The 18,908-nt window shown below is 68.3% G+C and carries 21 protein-coding genes; 7 read left to right on the forward strand and 14 right to left on the reverse strand.

All coding sequences use genetic code 11. The features are described from left to right. The first annotated feature begins 1 nt into the window (after position 1). Together K6T84_RS06965 and K6T84_RS06970 are read left to right on the forward strand one after the other, a co-directional pair. Positions 2–775, forward strand: coding sequence for an SDR family NAD(P)-dependent oxidoreductase (locus K6T84_RS06965; RefSeq protein WP_225401409.1), 774 nt, complete (start codon positions 2–4; stop codon positions 773–775). Further along, entirely contained in the window at positions 772–2,232 is a 1,461-nt protein-coding gene (locus tag K6T84_RS06970) for an acyl-CoA synthetase (RefSeq protein WP_225401408.1), read from the forward strand. The genes K6T84_RS06965 and K6T84_RS06970 overlap by 4 nt, the downstream gene beginning before the upstream one ends. 18 nt (positions 2,233–2,250) lie before the next feature. On the opposite strand, the gene K6T84_RS06975 is transcribed toward K6T84_RS06970, so the two are convergent. The 3 genes from K6T84_RS06975 to K6T84_RS06985 all read right to left on the reverse strand — a co-directional run bounded on the left by K6T84_RS06975 (position 2,251) and on the right by K6T84_RS06985 (position 3,717). After that, a complete protein-coding gene (locus K6T84_RS06975; protein ID WP_225401407.1) occupies positions 2,251–2,673 on the reverse strand; it encodes a PIN domain nuclease in 423 nt (140 codons plus the stop codon). After that, the gene (locus tag K6T84_RS06980) at positions 2,664–2,873 is read right to left on the reverse strand and encodes a type II toxin-antitoxin system VapB family antitoxin (protein ID WP_224864510.1); all 210 of its coding nucleotides are present in this window, start codon (positions 2,871–2,873) and stop codon (positions 2,664–2,666) included. Before K6T84_RS06980 ends, K6T84_RS06975 begins: the two co-directional genes overlap by 10 nt. Before the next feature lie 61 nt (positions 2,874–2,934). Further along, positions 2,935–3,717, reverse strand: a complete 783-nt coding sequence (locus K6T84_RS06985; protein ID WP_224864509.1) for an enoyl-CoA hydratase — start codon at positions 3,715–3,717, stop codon at positions 2,935–2,937. Between the two features lie 173 nt (positions 3,718–3,890). On the opposite strand from K6T84_RS06985, the gene K6T84_RS06990 reads away from it, so the two are divergent. From K6T84_RS06990 to K6T84_RS07000, 3 genes are all read left to right on the forward strand, one after another. Next, positions 3,891–4,541: a TetR/AcrR family transcriptional regulator gene (locus K6T84_RS06990; protein WP_224864508.1), complete on the forward strand. Its 651-nt coding sequence runs from the start codon at positions 3,891–3,893 to the stop codon at positions 4,539–4,541. Between the two features lie 165 nt (positions 4,542–4,706). After that, a complete protein-coding gene (locus tag K6T84_RS06995) occupies positions 4,707–5,144 on the forward strand; it encodes a Zn-ribbon domain-containing OB-fold protein (protein WP_224865670.1) in 438 nt (145 codons plus the stop codon). Positions 5,145–5,158: 14 nt separating this feature from the next. After that, the gene (locus K6T84_RS07000; protein WP_225401406.1) at positions 5,159–6,313 is read left to right on the forward strand and encodes a thiolase family protein; all 1,155 of its coding nucleotides are present in this window, start codon (positions 5,159–5,161) and stop codon (positions 6,311–6,313) included. A gap of 10 nt (positions 6,314–6,323) precedes the next feature. Here the strand turns inward: K6T84_RS07000 and K6T84_RS07005 are convergent, their stop codons facing one another. The 8 genes from K6T84_RS07005 to K6T84_RS07040 form a co-directional block, all read right to left on the reverse strand. Then, complete coding sequence (locus K6T84_RS07005; RefSeq protein WP_224864506.1) at positions 6,324–7,349, reverse strand: CaiB/BaiF CoA transferase family protein; 1,026 nt, start codon at positions 7,347–7,349, stop codon at positions 6,324–6,326. Then, entirely contained in the window at positions 7,346–8,302 is a 957-nt protein-coding gene (locus K6T84_RS07010; protein WP_224864505.1) for an LLM class F420-dependent oxidoreductase, read from the reverse strand. Before K6T84_RS07010 ends, K6T84_RS07005 begins: the two co-directional genes overlap by 4 nt. Positions 8,303–8,306: 4 nt before the next feature. Next, on the reverse strand, positions 8,307–8,717 hold the full coding sequence (locus tag K6T84_RS07015) for a methylmalonyl-CoA mutase C-terminal domain-containing protein (protein WP_224864504.1): 411 nt from the start codon (positions 8,715–8,717) through the stop codon (positions 8,307–8,309). Further along, on the reverse strand, positions 8,718–10,295 hold the full coding sequence (locus K6T84_RS07020; protein WP_225401405.1) for a methylmalonyl-CoA mutase family protein: 1,578 nt from the start codon (positions 10,293–10,295) through the stop codon (positions 8,718–8,720). A gap of 80 nt (positions 10,296–10,375) precedes the next feature. Then, positions 10,376–11,230 (reverse strand): MlaE family ABC transporter permease, encoded by an 855-nt coding sequence (locus K6T84_RS07025; protein WP_225398532.1) that lies wholly within the window; start codon positions 11,228–11,230, stop codon positions 10,376–10,378. Positions 11,231–11,233: 3 nt separating this feature from the next. Continuing rightward, positions 11,234–12,037, reverse strand: coding sequence for an MlaE family ABC transporter permease (locus tag K6T84_RS07030; RefSeq protein WP_224865669.1), 804 nt, complete (start codon positions 12,035–12,037; stop codon positions 11,234–11,236). 127 nt (positions 12,038–12,164) lie between these two features. After that, a complete protein-coding gene (locus K6T84_RS07035; RefSeq protein ID WP_224864501.1) occupies positions 12,165–12,983 on the reverse strand; it encodes an enoyl-CoA hydratase/isomerase family protein in 819 nt (272 codons plus the stop codon). Then, positions 12,980–14,041 carry a phosphotransferase family protein gene (locus K6T84_RS07040; RefSeq protein WP_224864500.1) on the reverse strand — a complete coding sequence of 354 codons (1,062 nt, stop codon included), beginning with the start codon at positions 14,039–14,041 and terminating at the stop codon, positions 12,980–12,982. The genes K6T84_RS07035 and K6T84_RS07040 overlap by 4 nt, the downstream gene beginning before the upstream one ends. A gap of 119 nt (positions 14,042–14,160) precedes the next feature. Here K6T84_RS07040 and K6T84_RS07045 point away from each other — a divergent pair, with 119 nt between their 5' ends. Next, positions 14,161–15,651: an acyl-CoA carboxylase subunit beta gene (locus tag K6T84_RS07045; RefSeq protein ID WP_224864499.1), complete on the forward strand. Its 1,491-nt coding sequence runs from the start codon at positions 14,161–14,163 to the stop codon at positions 15,649–15,651. Continuing rightward, positions 15,651–16,040 carry a lipocalin-like domain-containing protein gene (locus K6T84_RS07050; RefSeq protein ID WP_225401404.1) on the forward strand — a complete coding sequence of 130 codons (390 nt, stop codon included), beginning with the start codon at positions 15,651–15,653 and terminating at the stop codon, positions 16,038–16,040. The genes K6T84_RS07045 and K6T84_RS07050 overlap by 1 nt, the downstream gene beginning before the upstream one ends. On the opposite strand, the gene K6T84_RS07055 is transcribed toward K6T84_RS07050, so the two are convergent. The 3 genes from K6T84_RS07055 to K6T84_RS07065 are packed head-to-tail and all read right to left on the reverse strand — an operon-like array spanning position 16,027 to position 18,897. Then, complete coding sequence (locus tag K6T84_RS07055) at positions 16,027–16,995, reverse strand: NADPH:quinone oxidoreductase family protein (protein ID WP_225401403.1); 969 nt, start codon at positions 16,993–16,995, stop codon at positions 16,027–16,029. The two genes, K6T84_RS07050 and K6T84_RS07055, sit on opposite strands and share 14 nt — an antisense overlap. Beyond that, complete coding sequence (locus K6T84_RS07060) at positions 16,995–17,591, reverse strand: TetR/AcrR family transcriptional regulator (RefSeq protein ID WP_225401402.1); 597 nt, start codon at positions 17,589–17,591, stop codon at positions 16,995–16,997. Before K6T84_RS07060 ends, K6T84_RS07055 begins: the two co-directional genes overlap by 1 nt. Before the next feature lie 7 nt (positions 17,592–17,598). After that, positions 17,599–18,897 (reverse strand): acyl-CoA dehydrogenase family protein, encoded by a 1,299-nt coding sequence (locus K6T84_RS07065; RefSeq protein ID WP_225401401.1) that lies wholly within the window; start codon positions 18,895–18,897, stop codon positions 17,599–17,601. Positions 18,898–18,908 lie beyond the last annotated feature (11 nt).

Here is an 18,908-nt window from a genome sequence, read left to right on the forward strand (position 1 = left end):
CATGCAGGTGGCGATTGTGACGGGCGCCAGCAGCGGCATCGGATTCGGCTGTGCCACAAAACTTGCCGAGGCCGGCATGGCGGTATTGGGCACCGGCCGCGATGAGCAGCGGCTGGCCGATCTGGCGGCTGCGGTGGGAGACCCCGATCGCGTCGCCACCCTGGCCGTGGACCTCACCGCCGACGACTCCCCGCAACGTATCGTCGACGCCGCGCTGTCCCGGTGGGGCAGGATCGACTACCTGATCAACAACGCCGGGGTCGGCAGCCCCAAGCCGCTGCACGAGACCGACGACGAATCCCTGGACCACTTCCTGAATCTGATGCTGCGCGCGCCGTTTCGGCTGACCCGGGAGGTGCTCGGCCACCTCGCGCCGGGTTCGGCGATCATCAACGTCACCTCCACCTTCGCGGTGGTCGGCGGCCTGCGCGGCGGGGCGTACTCGGCGGCCAAGGGCGGACTGACCGCGCTGACCACCCACATCGCCTGCCAGTACGGCGCGCAGGGCATCCGGTGCAATGCGGTGGCGCCGGGCGTCACGGTCACGCCGATGGTCGAAAAGCGCCTCGATGACCCACGGTTCCGCAAGATCAACACCGAGATGACGCCGGCTCCGCGGCTGGGCCGGGTGGAGGATATCGGCGGCACCGTCGCCTTCCTGTGTTCGGAGGCAGGCTCTTTCATCAACGGCCAGACCATCGTCGTCGACGGCGGCTGGAGCTCCACGAAATACCTCTCGGAGTTCGGGCTCGACTCCGACTGGGTTCAACGGTGAATCTGTTCACCAGCCTGGATCAGGCTGCGACCCGATTCGGCGAACAGGGCGCGGTCTATAGCGGCGAGCGCAGACTGCACACCTGGGGCGAACTGGCCGACCGCGCACGGCGATTGGCCGGTTCGCTGCGCGGGCAGGCACCCCCCGGCGCGCGGATCGCGATCGCCAGTGAGAACCGGCCCGAGATCGTCGAGCTGATGTTCGCCACCTGGGCCGCGCAGTGCGTGGTGGTGCCGCTCAACTACAAACTGCACCCGCGAGAGATGGCCCAGATTCTCGATGACGCCGGCGCGCGCATGGCGTTCGCCTCGCCGAAACTGGCACCGGGCCTGAGCTCCGCTACAGCAGTCGAAACCATCGGCAGCGCAACCTATCTGGACCGATTCAACGCCGCACCCGCCGCGCCACCAGAATCGGACCCGTCGCAGCCGGCGTGGCTGTTCTACACCAGCGGCACCACCGGACGCTCCAAGGGCGCAGTGCTGACCCACCGCAACCTGATGGCGATGACGCACGCGCACCTGGCCGACCTGGATGACCCCGACGAGCACTGCTCGCTGATCCACGGCGCCCCGATGTCGCACGGGTCCGGGCTCTACATCGCACCGTATGTGCTGCGCGGCGCCCGGCAGGTGGTGCCCGCATCGGGGGCGTTCGACGCGGGCGAGTTTCTCGATCTGTGCGATCACCATCCGGGCGCCACCGCGTTTCTGGCGCCGACCATGGTGGCCCGCCTGGTGGACACCGGACGGGCGTGCCCGGCGAACCTGCGCACGATCATCTACGGCGGCGGGCCGATGTACCTGGGCAACCTGAAGAAGGCGATGGCCGCGTTCGGGCCGGTGTTCGCCCAGCTCTACGGTCAGGGCGAGGCACCGATGACCATCACCGGCCTGACCCGCGCCGACCACAGCGGCGACGACGCCGTCCTGGCTTCGGTCGGCCGGGCGCGCACCGGAGTTCAGGTCGCGGTGCTGCGTGAGGACGGCAGCGTCGCACCGACCGGCGAAGTCGGCGAGATCGTCTGTCGCGGTGAGGTGGTGATGGCCGGCTACTGGAACAATCCCGCCGCCACCGCCGAGGCGCTGCGTGACGGCTGGCTGTTCACCGGCGACAAGGGCTCCTTCGACGACCGCGGTTACCTGACCCTGCGTGACCGGTCCAAGGACGTAGTCATCAGCGGCGGCAGCAACATCTATCCGCGCGAGGTCGAGGAGGCGTTGCTGTGCCACCCCGGCGTCGCAGAGGCGGCGGTGGTGGGCACCCCCGATCCGGAGTGGGGCGAGATCGTGGTCGCGTTCGTCGTCGGCAAGGTGTCCGCCGCTGAGCTGGACACCCATCTGCTCGAGCGCATCGCCCGGTTCAAGCGCCCGAAGCGCTACGAGTTCGTCGACGCGTTGCCTAAGAACAGCTACGGCAAGGTGCTCAAACGGGAGCTGCGCGAGCGGTTGGTCTGAACCCCGGCGGCGCATGCCCTAGTCGACGGTCCCTGGCGGCGCCACCCATTCCGTGGGCTGACCGGTGACGGCCGCTATCCGATCGAAGTCACGGTCGTAGTGCAGCACCACGAGTCGGGCGCGTTCGGCAGCCGCGGCGATGAGCAGATCACCGAGCTTCACCGCACGGTGCAGGCCTTCCGCGGCGAGCACCCCTTGCACCTCGAACGCTCGGTCCATGACCGCCTGATCGATGGTCGCCTGAGGCCAGAGTGACCGAGCTTGCCGGGTGCGTTTCCAGTCCAGCCCGTTGCGCGCGCTGACTCCTGCTTCGAGGTCGGTGACGGTGCATCGCGCCACCAGCCCGGCCTCCATCAGCGGGAGAAGTCGCTGCGCCACAGTCGGCTTGGTCACCCGAGCGACGGCGGAGGTGTCGCCGAGAAAATAGGCTCTTAGGCCCACGCAGACCTGCGCTGCTCGTCGGCGGCCAGCTCCGCACTGCCTGCTACCGCCTCAGGGTGGAGCAGGGCCTGACGGCGCTGAGCGAGCGCCAACACCTCCGCCAGGGCCTCGTTCACCGTCGCCTTGGCCGTCGACGTACCGAGCAGCAGCCGTACCTGCTCGAGCTTGTCGTCGTCGACGTCAATCAGCCGCTTCGTCATCCGTCAAGTATATCCAATGAAGGAGAAAAGGATATCCTCGATGAACTCTGCCCCTGACCTGTCAGTCGACCTTCGCCTTCATCTGCTCAAGGTCGACCAGCACCGGCCACCCGCACACCGACAGCGCGTTGCCGTGCCCGGTCTCGTGGATGTCGAAGGCGGTTTGGATCGCCGAGTGGAAGCCCTGCACATCGAGGGTCTGGTTGACCGCCCGCTTGGCCTGCCGCAGCGCGAATGACGGCATGGTGGCGATGTGCTCGGCCAGCCGGCGAGTCTCGCCGTCGAGCTCATCACGCGGCACCACCTTGTTGACCATCCCGGTCTGCTCGGCCTCCTGCGCGGTCATCGCCCGGCCGGTGAACAGCATCTCCTTGGCCTTGCGCGGCCCCAATTCCCAGGTGTGGCCGTGGTATTCGACGCCGCCGATCCCCATCAGCACCACCGGGTCGGAGAACTGGGCGTCATCGGAGGCGATGATCAGGTCGCACGGCCAGCACAGCATCAGCCCGCCGGAGATGCACCGGCCCTGCACCGAGGCGATGGAGGGCTTGGGCACGTTGCGCCACCGCAGGGTGTACTCCAGGTAGCGCTTGCATTCGTGTTTGTAGATGAATTCCAAGGTGATCTTGTCCGGCACCGGGCCACCACCCTTGAGGTCGTGGCCGGCCGAGAAGTGCTTGCCGTTGGCGCGTAGCACGATCACCGCGACGTCGTCGTCGTCGGCGGCGCGGGTCCAGGCCGCATCGAGCTCATCGAGCAGTTCGGCGTTCTGGGCGTTCGCCGCCTCGGGGCGGTTCAGGGTGATGGTCGCGATCTTCTCGGCAACCTCGTAGTCGATGTACATGGGCTTCCTTCACCTCGTGTGGGTCAGCTGTACGAGAAGACCGTTCTCATTCCTGGGAAGTTACCATCTTCCCCAACGGGATGGCAGAGCGCCGACGACCGGCCCCGGAATGGGGCAATTCTCCGGTAGGGTGCAGTGGTGTTCTCCCAAAAAGGCAACCGTCGGAGCTGCTGGTGAGCAACCCCGAAGAGGAACCGGTCTGGAAGCAGCGGGCGGTTGAGCGGTCGATCAAGACCGCGCGGCTGCGCGCCGCCCAGCGTGTTCAGCGGTTCCTGGACGCCGCCCAGTCCATCATCATCGAAAAGGGCAGCACCGACTTCACCGTCCAAGAGGTCGTCGAGCGCTCCCGGCAGTCGTTGCGCAGCTTCTACCTGCAGTTCAACGGCAAACACGAACTTCTGCTGGCGCTCTTCGAAGATGCACTGACCCGCACCGCCGACCAGATCCGCGCCGCCACCGAGAACAAGACGAGCCCGCTGGAACAGCTGAAGGTGGCCGTCGAGCTGCTCTTCGACCTGTCCCGGCCGGACCCGATCGCCAAACGGCCACTGTTCACCGACTTCGCGCCCCGGCTACTGGTCACCCACCCCACCGAGGTCCGGGTGGCGTTCACCCCGCTGCTCGGGATGCTCACCGAGTTGATGGAAGCCGCCGCCGAGGCCGGCGAGCTGCGACCGGGGGTCAACGCCCGGCGGATGGCGGCGATGACCATGCAGACCGTCATGTTCGTCGCGCAGTCCGCCGCCGACTCGGACGATCCGGCCGCGCGTCCGATCACCAGCGACGAGGTCTGGGACTTCTGCGCCCACGGCCTGGCCACCTGATTCCTCCCGTTTTTCCTCCCGCTTTTCCTCCCGCTTTTCCCGCGAGCGTGCAGAAAAGTACGCGACACGCCGGGTCGACGCGGACGGTTCTGCACGGTCGCGCCGGGGGTGGGTCCATAGCCGAGGCCATCCCGCGCTACCCAACACGCAGCGTCGTATGCTCTAATTGAGAACGTGATTTCCACAAAGCGCAGGGCACTGGCTCCCGACGTCACCAACTTCCCCGACGAGAACCCGGCCCTCATCGGCAGCCAGTGCGCCGACTGCGCGGCGACGGTCTGGCCCCGCCAGGACCACTGCCCGCGCTGCAGCGGCGGCCAGATGAGCGACCTGCTGCTGCCCCGTCAGGGCACGTTGGAGGCTTGGACCACCCAGGGCTTCGTCCCGAAGCTGCCCTACGCCGGCGGGGAGACCGCCGAGGGATTCACCCCGTTCGGCGTCGGCCTGATCCGGCTCGGCGATGTGGTGCAAGTAGAGGCCCGCCTGACCGAATCCGACCCCGCCAAGCTGAAATTCGGCATGCCCGTCGAGCTGACCATGGTGCCGTTCTACGTCGAGGACGACGGCACCGAAGTTGTCACCTGGGCTTTCCAGCCCGTCTGAAGGAGAACCGCGACATGACCGCAAACACCAACGATGTGGCGATCATCGGCGTCGGACTGCACCCGTTCGGCCGGTTCGACAAGTCCGCCATGCAGATGGGCGCCGAGGCGATCCACACCGCCCTGGCCGATGCCGGAATACAGTGGAGCGACATCCAATTCGGTGTCGGCGGCAGCTACGAGATCTCCAACCCGGACGCGGTGACGCGGCTGGTCGGGCTCACCGGCATTCCGTTCACCAACGTGTTCAACGCCTGCGCGACGGCGGCGACGGCCACCCAGGTCTGCGCCGACAACATCCGCTCCGGCAAGTACGACATCGGTATCGCGATCGGCATGGACAAGCACCCCCGCGGGGCGTTCACCGACGATCCGGCCAAGCTGGCGCTGCCGGCCTGGTACGCCGAGAACGGTCAGTTCGTCACCACCAAGTTCTTCGGCATGAAGGCCAACCGCTACCTGCACGACCACGGGATCTCGCAGCAGACGCTGGCCAAAGTGGCCGCCAAGAACTTCCGCAACGGCGCATTGAACCCGAATGCGTTCCGGCGCAAGCCGATGTCCGAAGACGCGATCTTGGGCTCGACGGTGCTGAATTATCCGCTGACCCAGTACATGTTCTGCGCGCCCGACGAGGGTGCCGCCGCGGTCATCATGTGCCGTGCGGACATCGCGCACCGCTACACCGACAAGCCGGTGTACCTCAAGGCCACCGAGATCCGCACCCGCACCTTCGGCGCCTATGAGGTGCACGGCACCTCGGCCCCGATCGAAGAAGACGTCGCGCCGACTGTCCATGCCGCCAAGGCTGCGTTCGAAATCGCCGGTGTGGCACCGGAAGACGTCGACGTGGTGCAGTTGCAGGACACCGACGCGGGCGCCGAGGTCATCCACATGGCCGAGTGCGGGTTCTGCGCCCACGGCGATCAGGAGAAGCTGCTGGCCGACGGGGCCACCGAGATCTCCGGGTCGCTGCCGGTCAACACCGACGGCGGGCTGATCGCCAACGGCGAGCCGATCGGGGCCTCCGGACTGCGGCAACTGCACGAGCTGGTGCTGCAACTGCGCGGCCAGGCCGGCGAGCGCCAGGTTCCGGGTGAGCCCAAGGTGGGCTTTGCGCAGGTCTACGGGGCGCCGGGCACGGCGTCGGCGACGATCGTCACGGTCTGAGCCGGCGCGCTCAGTCTTCCAGTTCCGGCGCCGGCCGGTAGGACGGCTCGTACCCCGCCACGCGGATCGGGCTGCCCACCAGCCGGAAATCGCCTGCCTGAACAACCATTTCGGGATGCTCGGCCAGCGCTTCGGGCAGGGTACGCACGGCGGCCGCGGGCACCCCGAGCGGCCGCAGCCGGCGCTCCCAACCGGCTGCGGTGTCGGCCGCGAGCGCCTCGGTCACCACGGCCAGCACCTCCTCGCGCCGGGCGACGCGTTCCTCCATGGTGGTGAAGCCCTGCAGGCCGGCCTCCACCGCGAAGGATTTCCAGAACCCGTCGTGGGTGACGAACAGTGCCAAGTACCCGTTGGCAGTCGGAAAGAGCTGCGCGGGAACGTAGTACGAGTGCGCGCCGTGGGCATAGCGTTGCGGCACCAAGCCGTCGTTGAGATACGCCGACGCCCGATAGTTCAGCTGGGACAACATCACGTCCAGCAGCGATACCTCCACCTGACCGCCGCGGCCACTGACGATCTGGGCCAGCAGTCCCAGCGCCGCCGTGAGCCCGGTGGAGTTGTCCGCCGAGGAGTAGCCCGGCAGCATTGGGGGCCCGGAAGGGTCGCCGGTCATGGCCGCCACCCCGGTGGCCGCCTGGATCACGTAGTCGAAGGCCGGCTCGTCCCCGCCGTCCAGGCCGAAGCCGGTCAGCGCCACACACACGATCCGCGGGTTGAAGCGCGACAGTGCGTCATAGGTCAGCCCCAGCCGGCGGATCACCGACGGTTTCATATTCACCAGCAGCGCATGGGATTCGGCCACCAGCTCGCCCAACCGGGCCTGCCCCTCCGGCGACCGGAGGTCCAGCTGAATGCTGGACTTGTTGCGGTTGAGGCTGGCGAAGTAGCTCGGGCCGACCTGCCGCGAGATCTCCCCACCCGGCGGCTCGATCTTGATGACCTCGGCCCCGAGATCGGCAAGCAGCATGGTGGCGTACGGCCCGGCCAGCATTACCCCCACTTCGAGGATGCGAATCCCCGACAGTGGTCCGCTCACCGAAACTCCTTGCCCAGCTCCGCGATCACCTCACGGGTCCGGTACTTCGACGCCACCAGCTCGTCACGGGTGTCGCCGATCGGCAGCAGCCGCACCGACAGGTCGGTGACCCCGGCGTCGGCGAACTGCCTGAATCGCTTGAGGATCGACTCCTCATCACCCGCCGCGCACAAGTCTCCCACATCGCGGGCCGAACCCCGGTCCAGCAGCCGCTGGTAGTTGGGCGAGGTCTCGGCCTCGGCCAGAATCCGATTCGCACGCTCCTTGGCGGCCTCGATCTCGCTGTTGGCGCACAACGTGACCGGGATACCGGCGACAATGCGCGGTGCGGGCTTGCCCGCCTCGGCGGCGGCCTTGTTGATCTTCGGCGCGATGTGCTCGGCGATGGCCTTCTCGTCGGCCATCCACAGCGACGTGCCGTCGGCGTGCTCACCGGCGATCTGCAGCATCACCGGACCGAGCGCGGCCACCAGCACCGGCATCGGCGAATCCGCGCCCAGCGCAGTGGGATTGTGCACGGTGAAGTGATCGTTCTCCACGTCAACGGGGCCGGGCCCCGACAGGGCGGCGCCCAGCACCTGCAGGTAGTCGCGGGTGTAGGCGGCCGGCTTGTCGTAGGGCAGGCCGAGCATGTCGCGGATGATCCAGTGGTGCGACGGCCCGACCCCCAGCGCCAGCCGGCCTCCCGAGATGGCGTTCACCGAAAGCGCTTGACGCGCAAGGGCGATCGGATGCTGGGCCTGCAACGGCACCACCGCGGTGCCGAGTTCGATCCGGGTCGAGTGCGAGGCCATCAGCGCGACCATGGTCAGCAGGTCGAAGTCGTCGGGCACCTGCGGCATCCACGCCGTCGACAGTCCCGCCGAGTCGGCCCACTCGATGTCGGAGATCAGCTTGGTGACCTTGCGGGCCATGTCGCCGCGCTCGGCCCCGATCATCACCCCCAACCGCATACCGTCACACCTCCGCTTTCGCGACGACCTGCCGGACGCCGGTCACCAAGTCGTCCAACGACGTTCCGGTGGGGAACACCGCCGCCGCACCCAGCGCGGTCAGCTTGGGCACGTCGGCCTGAGGGATGGTGCCGCCCACGACCACCGCGATGTCGGCGGCGTCGGCGGCGTGCAGCCCCTCGATGACGCGGGCGGTCAGGGCGACGTGCGCGCCGGAGAGGATGCTCAACCCGATCACCGCCACGTCCTCCTGCAGTGCGGTGGACACGATATCCTCCACCTTCTGCCGGATGCCGGTGTAGATGACCTCGAAGCCGGCGTCACGCAGGGTGCGGGCGACGATCTTGGCGCCCCGATCATGGCCGTCCAGACCGGGTTTGGCGACCAGCACCCGGGTCGGGGAAGAAGTAGTCATCTAAAACACCACCGGTTGTTGGAACTCGCCCCAGACCGCCTTGAGCGCCGAGACCATCTCACCCACCGTGCAGTAGGCGTTGGCGCAGTCGATCAGGGAATGCATCAGGTTGTCGTCGCCTTCGGCGGCACGCGACAGCGCGGCAAGTTTGGCGGCGACGTCGGCGTCGTCGCGTTCGGCCTTGACCCGGGCCAGCCGTTTGAGCTGGACGTCGCGCCCTTCGGCGTCGAGCTCGTAGGTGGCGATCTCCGGCGCCGGCTCGTCGGAGGTGAACTTGTTGACGCCGACGACGGGCCGCGCGCCGTCTTCGATCTCATGGTGGATCTTGAACGCCTCGTCGGCGATCAGCCCCTGCAGGTAGCCGTCTTCGATGGCGCGCACCATGCCGCCGTGGGCCTCGAGGTCCGCCATGATCTCGATGATGCGCTCCTCGGTGGCGTCGGTGAGCGCCTCGACGAAGTAGGAGCCGCCGAGCGGGTCGGCCACCCGGGTCACCCCGGTCTCATAGGCCAGGATCTGCTGGGTGCGCAGCGCCAGGGTGGCGGACTCCTCGCTGGGCAGCGCGAACGGCTCGTCCCAGGCTGCGGTGAACATCGACTGCACCCCGCCCAGCACTGCGGCCATCGACTCGTAGGCCACCCGCACCAGGTTGTTCTGGGCCTGCGGCGCGAACAGCGACGCCCCGCCGGCCACGCAACCGAACCGGAACATCGACGCCTTGTCGGCCTTGGCGCCGTAGCGTTCCCGCACGATGGTGGCCCAACGGCGCCGTCCCGCACGGTATTTGGCGACCTCCTCGAAGAAGTCGCCGTGGGTGTAGAAGAAGAACGACACCTGGGGCGCGAACTGCTCGATGCTCATCCGCCCGCGCGCCACCACGGTGTCGCAGTAGGTGACGCCGTCGGCGAGGGTGAACGCCATCTCCTGCACCGCGTTGGCGCCGGCGTCGCGGAAGTGTGCGCCGGCTACCGAGATCGCGTTGAACCGGGGTACCTCGGCGGCGCAGAACTCGATGGTGTCGGCGATCAACCGCAGCGACGGCTCCGGCGGCCAGATCCAGGTGCCGCGGGAGGCGTACTCCTTGAGGATGTCGTTCTGGATGGTGCCGGTGAGCTTGGCGCGCGGCACACCCTTGCGCTCGGCGACGGCCACGTAGAACGCCAGCAGGATGGCGGCGGTGCCGTTGATGGTGAAGCTGGTGCTGATCTTGTCCAGCGGGATGGAGTCGAACAGGATCTCGGCGTCGGCGAGGGTGTCGACGGCCACCCCGACCCGGCCGACCTCTTCACCGACCTCCGGGTCGTCGGAGTCGTAGCCGCACTGGGTGGGCAGGTCCAGGGCGACCGACAGTCCGGTGCCGCCCTGGTCGAGCAGGTAGCGGTAACGACGGTTGGATTCCTCGGCGGTGCCGAAGCCGGAGTACTGCCGAAACGTCCACAGCCGGCCGCGGTAGCCGGACTCGAAGTTGCCCCGGGTGAACGGATAGGTCCCCGGCGCCGGGGGTTCACCGCGCCGGTCATCCGGTCCGTACACCGGTTTCAGGGGTATCCCCGAGGAGGTCTGCACTGGATCGCTCATCAATGGATACGGTACTTCCAAAAAATGAGAATGCCAATACCACCGTGCCCTCCGAGTCGTCTCCGCACGGCGCGGGGTGATTATCCGGCCAGGTTGAAGTTGCCGCTGGCGCCGTAGACCGACAGCGACACCAGCAGCGTCACCGACACCACCACGATCAGCGACGTGCGCACCGCGTTGCCCACCGCCACCCCGACTCCCGCCGGGCCGCCGGCGGCGAAATAGCCGAAATAGGTGTGGATCAACAGGATCGTGATCGCCATCAGGAACGCCTGCAGGAACGACCAGAGCAGGTCGATCGGGTTCAGGAACGTCCGGAAGTAGTGGTCGTACAGGCCGGCCGACTGCCCGAACAGAAAGACCGTGGTGAACCGGCTGGCGATGAACGACAGGATCACCGCGATGGCGTACAGCGGGGTGATCGCGAACAGGCCCGCCACGATCCGGGTGCTGACCAGGTAGGCGATCGGGCGGATCGCCATGGACTCCAGTGCGTCGATCTCCTCGTTGATGCGCATCGCCCCGAGCTGCGCAGTCACCCCGGCGCCGAAGGTGGCGGCCAGCCCGATGCCGGCGACCACCGGCGCCGAGATCCGGACGTTGATGAACGCCGCCAGGAACCCGGTGAGCGCCTCGATGCCGATGTTGCCCAGCGAGCTGTAGCCCTGCACGGCCAGCGTGCCGCCGGCGGCCAGCGTCAGGAATCCGACGATCACCACGGTGCCGCCGATCATCGCCAGCGTTCCGGTGCCCATGCTGATCTCGGCGATCAGCCGGACCACCTCCCGGCGATACCGGGTCAGCGCAAACGGGGTGGTGCCGATCGCGCGGCCGTAGAACAGGGTGTGGTCGCCGATGCTCCCGAGCGCGGCTATCGGTCGCCGCAGCTGCCGGGTGACTCCCGGGTAGACGGCCGACAGGGCACGTAGCGCCACGGCTCAGCGCGCCGTCATCTTGATGCCGATCGCGGTGACGACCACGTTCACCACGAACAGCGACATGAAGGCGTAGACCACGGTCTCGTTCACCGCGTTGCCGACGGCCTTGGCGCCGCCGCCGGAGATGGTCAGGCCGCGGTAGCAGGCGACCATCCCGGCGATCAGGCCGAACAGGGCCGCCTTGATGCAGGAGATGATCAGCTCGGGCACGCCGGTGAGCAGGGTCAGCCCGGCCGCGAACGCGCCCGGGTTGACGTCTTGGACGAAGACGGAGAAGGCGTAGCCGCCGAGGATGCCGATGATCACCACCAGGCTGTTGAGCAGCAGCGCGACCAGCCCGGCGGCCAGCATCCGCGGCGTCACCAACCGCTGCACCGGGTTGATGCCGAGGACCTCCATGGCGTCGATCTCTTCGCGGATGGTGCGCGAGCCCAGGTCGGCGCACATCGCGGTGGCCCCGGCCCCGGCGACGATCAGCACCGTCACCATCGGCCCGACCTGGGTGACCGCACCGAACGCCGCCCCGGCGCCGGACAGGTCGGCCGCGCCGAGTTCGCGCAGCAGGATGTTCAGGATGAAGCTGACCAGCACCGTGAACGGGATCGCCACCAGCAGGGTGGGCGCCAGCGACACCCGGGCCACGAACCAGGACTGGTCCAGGAACTCGCGGAACTGAAACGGGCGCTGGAACAGGAATTTCACCGCGTCGACCGACATCGAGAACAGTCCGCCGACGGCTTCCATCGGCCCGGCGAGACGGCCCATGACCTCGTTCGGGGACCACCGGGCGACCAGGTCCCTCATCGCCATACGCGGGCTCCTCCGACCGATCCGTACTGATGCCAGAGGATACTAACCGATTCATCGATTCTGCGATATGTGCTTCTGATTTTTATGCACACTCATTCTCGCTTTAGAGCAATGAGCTCATTTATAATCGTCCGTCGATCCGCAACGCCGGATGCACCCACTCCGGTGACCGGCGCTCCTTGAACGCCCGAAAGCCCTCGACGGCCTCCGGCGCGCCCAGGCTGTTGCTCATCCCGATCCGGTCATACAGACCCAGGTAGGAATCCAGCGTCGCCTTGACCACCGCCCGCGCCGCCGGCGCGGTCCGGCAGCACTGGGCCAGCACGTCGTGCGCGGCGCCCAACAACTCGTCGTGCGGGACCACCCGCGCGATCATTCCCCACTCGAGTGCCTCCTGCGCGCCGAACGTGCGGCCGGTGAACATCAGATCTCGGGTGCGGACGGGGCCGACGACCCGCGCCAGCATCTGGCTGTAGTAGGTGTCGGCGATGCCGCGGAACAGCTCGGGCACCCGGAACGTGGCCCGGTCGCTGACCACGGCGACGTCGCTACACAGGGCGATCTGCAGCCCGCCGCCCTGGCACAGTCCGTTGACCGCCGAGACCACCGGCTTGACCGAGCTGCGCAGCGCGTCGAACGGGGTGACGTCCATCCCCAGCGCGGACCCGAAGGTGATCCAGTCATCCGCCCCGCCGCCGCCCATGTCGCCGCCGGGGGCGAACACGTCGCCGGTGCCGGTGATCAGCAGCCCGGCCAGGTCGGGGTCCTCATTGACCCGGCCGACGGCGTAGCGGATACCGAAGTACATCGCGGGCGTCATCGCGTTGCGGGCTTCGGGGCGGTCCAGCGTGCAGACCGCGATCGGGCCCTCCCGCCGAAACGTCAGGAACGGCGTGCCCAGCCAATCCCCCTCCGGTGGCCGCGGCGCTGCAGCGTTCATGTTCGGCAGACCTCTTCCACCAGCTCCAGCGTTTCCAGTTCGCGCACGGCCCGACAGGCGCGGCGCAGCATGGCCACGAACATGTCGTCGCCGCGGTCGGTTCCGCTGGCGAACACCAACCCGAGCGCACAGATCAGCGGTGCCTGTAGGACGCCGAATCGGTAGTCACGCCAACAGGTCTCCCGGTCGTAGCCGGTCACGCCATGACGCAGCAGCGCGGAGTGATAGGCGGTGACCAGATCGGCCTCGATCGCCGAACGCAGCTGTGGCTCCAGGCTGGTGGCGGTGAAGAAGGCCAGATCCCGGGCCGGCAGGCCGACGCCCAGCGTCTGCCAGTCGACGATCCAGATCCGGTCCCCGCCAGGACTGAACAGCATGTTGTCGAGCCGGTAGTCGCCGTGGATCAGCGCGAACCGGCCCAGCGGCGCCGACACCCAGGGGGTGATCACGTCCAGCGCGGCGGTCAGCGTCGCGCAATCGGCGTCGCCGAGTTTGTCCCCGAGGCGCTCCACGCATGTCGCCGCGCACATCCGGGCGATGTCGCCCATGCCCTTGGCGCCAGCCTCGTCGAGCTGGGTCATCGCCAGGCCGGGGAAGGTCAGCCAGCGGTCGTCGCACCAGGTCGGCGCGTGCAACCCGGCCAGTGCGGTCACCGCCAGATGGGCCTGCCGCTCGCCACAGCCGGCAATCTGATCACCCTGGACCGCGGGAGCGCAGTCGCCCAGAAGCAACGCGTATTCGGTTGCGTCCTCGTTGATCTCGCAGTGGTAGACCTGCGGGATCGGTATCGCGACCAGATCGGCGACCGACGAGTAGAACGCACATTCGCTGCGGTAGCCCAGCACCACCCGATCGCGTACGGCGTCGTCGCCGGCGGGCAGTTTGATCACGAAGGTCTCCGGCAGGCCGGCCGAACCGCCGGCATAGCTCGCCGACACCCGGTAGGTGGCCCCGGTCTGCCCGGTGCCCACCGGCGTCACCTCGACGGCGGTCACCTCGACCCCCAGGGCGCCCGAAAGCCACTCCCGCGTCACGTCCTGCGGATGCCGGGGGATCATCGGTCGCACTCCGGCGCAACGGAACTCATCGACCGATGCCCGACCGGGCAGTCACTTCCACCCACGCCCGGAGACGCTACAGTAAGAATTTCAGTATGGTCAACGAAAGGGCGTCGCAGATGACGAACAGCTGGCAGGAGACGCTGGAAGACCTGGACCGGCGGCGCCAGCGCACCCGTGGCATGGGCGGGCCCGAGCGGTTGGCCAAACACCGCGGGAAGGGCAAGCTCGACGCGCGCGCCCGGATCGCGCACCTGCTGGACCCGGGCACCTTCCGGGAGCTGGGGTCGATGGTCGGCGGCGAGATCCCGGCCGACGGGATCGTGGTGGGCTCCGGTCTGGTCAACGGCGCCCCGGTGATGGTCGGCGCCGAGGACTTCACCACGCTGGCGGGCAGCATCGGCCCCGGCGGCAACGCCAAGCGGTACCGCATCGCCGAACTGGCGCTGCGCGACAAGATCCCGCTGGTGATGTTGCTCGAAGGCGCCGGATTCCGGCCCACCGGTGAGCACTACGGCCGCACCCCGACCGACCTGATCGCCCAGGCGCAGTGTTCGGGCCGGGTGCCGACGGTCGCCGCGGTGCTGGGGCCGTCGGCCGGGCACGGCGCGCTGGTCGCGCCGGTCTGCGACTTCCGGATCATGAGCCCGCACGGCGCGATCTTCACCGCCGGGCCGCCGGTTGTCAAAGAGTCGACCGGCGAAGACATCACCAAGGAAGACCTGGGCGGCCCCGAGGTGGCCCTGCCCAGCGGCGTCATCCACAACATCGCCGACGACGACGCAGCCGTGCTCGACGACATCCGCCGGTACCTGGCCTACTTCCCGTCCAGCGCGTGGTCCTACCCCGCGGCGTTGCCCGCCGGGTCGGAGAGTGAGCCCCGGGCGACTCCCGAGCTGCTCGACATCGTCTCGCGGGACAACCGCCGGGTCTATGACATGCGTTCGGTGCTCGACGTCGTCTTCGACCGGCCGGACTGGTTCGAGGTGCAGCCGCGCTTCGGCCGGGCGATCATCTGCGCGCTGGCCCACCTGGGCGGGCACCCGGTGGCGGTGGTGGCCAACCAGCCGCAGGTGCTGGCCGGCTCGATCGACGCCGACGCCGCCGACAAGGCCGCCCACTTCATCCAGGTGGCCGACTCGTTCCACTTGCCGATCGTGTTCCTGACCGACAACCCCGGCATGCTGCCGGGCAGCCGCTCGGAGCGCACCGGGGTGCTGCGGGCCGGCGCCCGGATGTTCGCCGCCCAGACCGCGGCCAGCACCGTGAAACTGCATCTGACACTGCGCAAGGCCTACGGCTTCGGGTCCATGGTGATGTCACTGCTCGGCTTCGACAACCAGGTCGCCACATTCGCCTATCCGGGCGCGACGATGGGCGCGATGAGTGCGGCCGCACTCAGTTCCGCCTCGCACGCCGGTGAGGATCTGGCCGCCAAGCTGGCCGCCACCGAGTTGCAGGCGTCGTATCACTCCGCCTCGCAGCTGGGCTTCGACGAGCTGATCGACCCCCGCGAGACCCGCGACGTGCTGCTGTACGCGCTGCGGCGCGGGCTGCGCAGTCGTCAGGCGGCCGCCGAGCCGGTGCAGCGCACCGTCATCATGGCCTGATGAGTTCTCTGCGCGAGGCACTGTTGGGCGGCTGGGAGTTGTCGTCCTTCGAATCCCGTGACACCCAGACCGGCGCGGTGTCGTATCCGCTGGGCACCGCACCGCGCGGCCTGATCCTCTACACCGCGGACGGGTACATGTCCGCGCAACTGAACGGCGGCGACGACGCCGAGCTGGACGGCTACATAGCCTACGGCGGCCGGTTCGACGTCGACGAGGACACCGCGACCGTGCATCACCGGGTTAGTGTGTCGATACTGCCGGAGCTGCTGGCGGCGCCGCAGCTGCGGCAGGCCCGCGTCGACGGCGACCGGCTCACCCTGTCGGCGACCACCACGAATGACGGTGTGAAGAGCGACAATTCGCTGGTGTGGGTCAGATGTCGATGATCACTTTGCCGATGGCCTTGCGGTCGGCCACGTAGCGCAACGCTTGGGCGGTCTCGGCGAGCGGGAAGCGCGCACCGATGTACGGGCTGACCCTGCCGCTGGCGAACAGCTGCTGCAGTTCGGCGAGGTCGCGTTCGTTCTCCTGCGGGAAGTCGGTGGCGAAGGTGCGGATCTCCATGCCGACCACGGCGATCCCCTTGAGCATCACCAGGTTCAGCGGGATGGCCGGGATGGACCCGGCGGCGTAGCCGAGCGTGACGAACCGCCCGCCGCGGGCCAGGCCGCGCAGCGCCGGCTCTGCATACGGCCCACCCACCGGGTCGAGCACCGCCTGCGCGCCGTCGCCGGTGATCTCACGGATCCTGGTCTTGAGGTCTTCGCGCTCGTAGTCGATCACTGCTTCGGCGCCCCGTTCGGTGCACACCGCCAGCTTGTCCGGACTCGAGGCCGCGGCAAGCACTTTCGCCCCCAGCGCCACACCTAGATCGACCGCGGCCAGGCCAACACCACCGGCCGCGCCCAGCACCACCACCCAATCACCTTGGCGCACTTGGGCCACCGAGCGCAGTGCGTGATAGGCGGTGCGGTAGGTGACGCCGAAACCGGCGGCCGCCGCGTAGTCGATTCCATCGGGGATGGCGCTCACCGCCGCGGCGGGTACCAGCGCCTGCTCGGCGAACCCGCCCACGAATGACGCCCCCGCCACCCGGTCGCCCGGCGCGAACTCGACACCGTCGCCGACCGCGATCACGTCACCGGCGAGCTCGCTGCCCGGGGTGAACGGCGGCGGGATCTTCAGCTGGTACCTACCGTCGATCAGCAGCACGTCGGGGAAGTTCACCGCCGCCGCACGCACCCGCACCACCAGGGTGCCCGGTGCGGGCGTCGGGTCGGGAAGCTCTTTGAGCACAAGGCTTTCCGGCGGTCCGTACTGTTCGCAGACGATCGCGTGCATCAGGCTCCCAGTCCTCGTAGGCAGAATTGCACCAGGTGGTCGACGTCGGCACGCTTGGGTGCGGCGGCGCCGCCCAGGTAGCGGCGCATGGTCGCCAGCGTGGCGGTGAACACCACATCGGCATCCCGGTGCGGGTCCGAACTCCCCAGCGCCGCAACCGGTTCGGTGAGCAGATCGCGCAGTGGTGCCAGGATCTGGTCATCGGAGACCCCGGCCGTGCTCAGTTGGGTGCTGGCCGCTCGGCTCAGGCTCAACAGGTGCGGATCGGACACCTGCGCCACCGTACCCCGTATCCATCGGGCGATCTGAGCCGCGGGCGTGGATTCCTTGGCCAACTGGTGCGCCAGATAGGAGACGACGATTCCGACCCCGCGTTCCATCACCGCCTGGAACAGTTCGTCCTTGCCGGCGAAGTAGCGGTAGAACGCCTTGTTCGACGAGCCGGCCTCGGCGACGATGTCGCTGACCCGGGGCTCCTCGGGCGCGACCCGTGCCAGCACCGTCACCGCGGCCGACAGGATGCGCTCCACCTCGGCGGTGGCCAGTTGCTGGCGGTCGTCGAGCGCCCGGTGGACGGCGGCGTCGACCCTGTTCACGGCGAGCTCATGGCACCGCGGGGATCCGGTCGACCAGGTCGCCGTACTTGGCCCGGGCTGCCTCGATGCGGTTGTCCAGGAACTCGCTGGGCCACTCCGGGTCCTCGGCGTCGTAGCCCTTGAGCAGCAGCCGGGCCAGGTTCACCTTGTGCGCCTCGGTGGGGCCGTCGGCCAGCCCGAGCGCGACCCCGCCGAGCAGCACGTTCACCAGCGGTAGCTGCTCGGTCAAGCCCATCGCGCCGTGAACCTGAATGGCGCGCAGGCCGATCGACTTGAGCACCTGCGAGGCCAGGATCTTGCAGACCCCGATCTCGGCGCGGGCCGCCTCCTCGCCCGCGGTGTCGATCAGCCAGGCGGCGTGCAGCACCGTCAGCCGGAACGGGATCAGCTCGGCGTAGGAGTCAGCGATGAACTCCTGCACCAATTGCTTGTCGGCCAGTGAACTGCCTTGGGTGAAGCGGCTTTTGGCGCGGCGGGCCATCATGTCCACGGCGCGCTGGGCCACCCCGATGGACCGCATCGCGTGGTGCAGTCGCCCACCGGCGAGCCGGTTCTGCAGGATTGCGAAGCCCTGGCCGGGCTCACCGAGGATGGCCTCCGCCGGCACCCGCACGTCGTCGTAACGCACCAGCGAATGCCCGGCCTCGTGGTGCTGCGAGCCGACCAGGTGATGGGTGGCCTGGATATTCAGCCCGGGTGTGCCGGCTGGGATCAGGAACGTCGACGCCCCGCGGTGCACCGGCACGTCCGGGTCGGTGATCGCCACCACGATGAAGAACGACGCCACCGAGGCGTTGGAGGAGAAGTACTTTCGCCCGCTGATCACCCAGTGGTCGCCGTCGCGCACGGCTTTGGTGGTGAACACCCGCGGGTCGGCCCCGCCCTGCGGTTCGGTCATCGAGAAGCAGGAGAAGATCTCCCCGGACAGCAGGCCGGCCAGGTAGCTGTCCTTCTGAGCCTGGGTGCCGAACCGGGCCAGGATCTCGGCGTTGCCGGTGTCGGGGGCCTGGGTGCCGAACACGATCGGCGCCCAGCTGGACCGGCCCAGGATCTCGTTGATCAGCGTCAGCTTGACCGCGCCGAAACCCTGACCGCCCAGTTCGGGGCCCAGATGCGGTGCCCACAGCCCCTGTTCGCGCACCCGCTGCTTGAGCGGGTCCACAATCTTGCGGCGCTGGTCGTCCAGCGGCAGGTATTCGCAGCCCGGGAACAGCACCTCAAGCGGTTCGACCTCGTCGCGCACGAATGCCCGGATCCAGTCCAGCTTCTCCTGGAACTCCGGTTCGGTGGAGAAATCCCATGCCATGTCGAAATCCT

The sequence above is a fragment of the Mycobacterium zoologicum genome (assembly GCF_020181635.2).
Classification (GTDB): domain Bacteria; phylum Actinomycetota; class Actinomycetes; order Mycobacteriales; family Mycobacteriaceae; genus Mycobacterium; species Mycobacterium zoologicum.